The organism is Okeania hirsuta, assembly GCF_003838195.1.
GTDB lineage: Bacteria > Cyanobacteriota > Cyanobacteriia > Cyanobacteriales > Microcoleaceae > Okeania > Okeania hirsuta.
Genome location: NZ_RCBY01000480.1, coordinates 1 through 2,581 on the forward strand (window position 1 = coordinate 1; position 2,581 = coordinate 2,581).

Sequence of the window (2,581 nt, forward strand, 5' to 3'; positions counted from 1 at the left end):
GCGGCGCTCTGCCTCTGCTCTTCCTGGATCTTTTTTCCGTGGCAATCCCTCCGGATAAATGTTATCTCCCAGGTAAACCAGCGAGGAGTTCTCCGTTTCAGATTGAAGATGCTGCTTGAGATAGGTTAAAACCGGGTTGACTCCCTGACTTCTGCAGGTAAGGTACCGGCGTCACCAACAAGGTTACTGTATGAGCAAGAGGCAGATCGGTAGAAACGCTATTTATTTCATACTTCCTTCACAGTCAACTTGTAATTAACGCATTAAATATCCTATTAACGCAACAACACAAACAGGTCTCAAAGTAAATTTCATAACTGTGTGTTCTCTTGTAGATGTTTGTGCAAATTTCCGTCAATTACTTATGCCAAAGCACGCTTGTACAGAATAGCTTTACCTCACAGTAAAGTAATCATATTCAATCAACTTATAAAATAACACACATACCCACTAGAACAAAGCAAGTTGTTCCTGAGCCCTAGAAGTGTTTTTACCTCGCCGACACACAATTACTGCTGAAAAGCTATCAACACTTGCTTAAAAATCACAACGATTGTGATAGCAAATCTAACTTGACAATTTAATTAAGAAAACAGCTTGACCTACAGCCATTTACCATACTATCAAAATTTATGCTTTTCTTCTAGTCAACAAGTAGCATCTCTTTGAACTATATATTCTCTCCATAGAAAACCCCATCTAGATGTCTTCTCAAATGGTACTATTTCTTACGAGAAATATTTTCTCGTCAAATACTCTTAGAGGCCCGCTACAAAAATTACAGCCATTCGCCAATAGCCGATTAATAATTGACCACTAATCCACCACACGATACACCACACCCCTAGTACCAACACGCACTACACCACCGATAATACCTAAGATGATATTCGTGATCACCAATCCGCCTCTTTCATTATCTGCCAGCCAACCAGCAGCTATCTCCGAACAATAATGAAATACAAAAATTCGATGGTTTTAGTTTTGGCCTAATTGGTTCACTGGGTATCAGTGACCAATTCGACCTGGTTTATAAAAGTGGTCTTGTTTAGAAGTTAATTTGCAAAAAATCACGCCTGAAGTCGCCCAAGACTTGTCAACATTCCATAACTCTCGGAACGTAAAACATCCTTCCATTTCCCGCTTTTAAAGATAACAAAATCTCACTCTTCGATCAAATAGCCAAACCATTCTCCATGTTTGCATCCGGAAAATGAGCCAACTATACTGACACTTTTCAAACAAGTCAGTAACCTCCTCCCGATTAACCATACGCCTTTAATAGCACCAATGTTCCAGTGTACCCAAGAGGTTTTTGTCCCACTCTAATTGCTGAAGGGGAGCCCTTCGGTCCATGAATAGAAGATCCGCCATATTCCTTATCCCAGCATACTCAGCATCTTCGGCACGACTCGCCCTTCCGTAATCAGGCTTGATCTCGCCTTCTGCCCAAATCCATGATAAACACATGGCCTCTATAGCATGTCCAGGTTAAAATCTCCATCGAAGACCGAAGCTTCCATTATTCATGACATTTCCAAGTAGCCACTGTGATCATAGAAGTTCTCCATCACTCTTTGATACAGCATAAATGTTTTTCTACCTGCTAGATCTAGTAGTGCTTCCAATTCCAACGATATCGCACAAAACATGGGCAGTGCAAATTCTTAAGCGGCCGGTATCACCTCAGCTTTATTGTAGCCCTTTGATCCTTGGCGCTGCAAGATTTCTGGAGGTCTTAGTGCAATGTGCGATGATTTTCCTCGCCCTAGCCTGGTAGAGCTGTGCAAAAGCCATACAGGCAAACATCAAGAAATGTTATAGCTTGAATCAATGTTTACCGTCCGGAGCCAAGGAAAATACAATCTCCATTGTCGTCCCTACGTACTTTTCTAGAAATTGAGCACCGTGAAGGCATCTCCAACCATTCACGCCTTTTTCCAATCGATTTATAACATCGCGAAAGTCAACACGCCTCGCCTGCAGCCAAATGAATTTGTCTTGGTCGTACACGCTCCCATCCGACGACAAGCAGGTGTTAAAACCACCTTTCTCAGCGCGACTATGCTGCATCCAAAACGGGATTACATTGTCCAGCAAAGCCTGCTGGTACTTTTGCGCATAGCTCGCAAACAATTCTTTATTCATGGGTTTGTTCTAATTGTTCCATATAGCGGTTGAAGAGATGATGAGCTTGCAGATAGGCAGATTGTGGACTCATAAAATGGGAAAACTCGAAAGTAATAGCCTTGTCCAATCCCGCCTCTTTTGCTGCTTTCAATTTCAAAAGCAATTTCTCGAATTTGATGGGAAGAAACTTGATGGGCATATCCCGATCAAAGGATTCCGCATTCGTCCAGCATTGCATATTGAAGGAATCAGCAAGCTGCTTATTGATGGCGAAGTAGTGCGCCAATTCGTGATAATCAACATGACCATCTTGAAAAGCAACAATATCTACAGCAGACTGGATACCGGAAAAGATTTCTTTCCAATCCTTCTCATGCTGCTCAATGCTAATGACCTCCGCTTTAGTCAAAGAGGATTGGCTAGAGACAATGGCCTTGTTGCCATCGATATA

The 2,581-nt window shown here is 42.1% G+C and carries 2 protein-coding genes; both read right to left on the bottom strand.

What is annotated here, in order from left to right:
- Window positions 1–1,830: 1,830 nt before the first annotated feature.
- Entirely contained in the window at window positions 1,831–2,148 is a 318-nt protein-coding gene (locus D5R40_RS32015) for a hypothetical protein (RefSeq protein WP_124155814.1), read from the bottom strand.
- The coding region (locus D5R40_RS32020) for a DUF4434 domain-containing protein (RefSeq protein ID WP_124155815.1) at window positions 2,141–2,581 on the bottom strand (441 nt) is incomplete at its 5' end. The genes D5R40_RS32020 and D5R40_RS32015, both read right to left, overlap by 8 nt.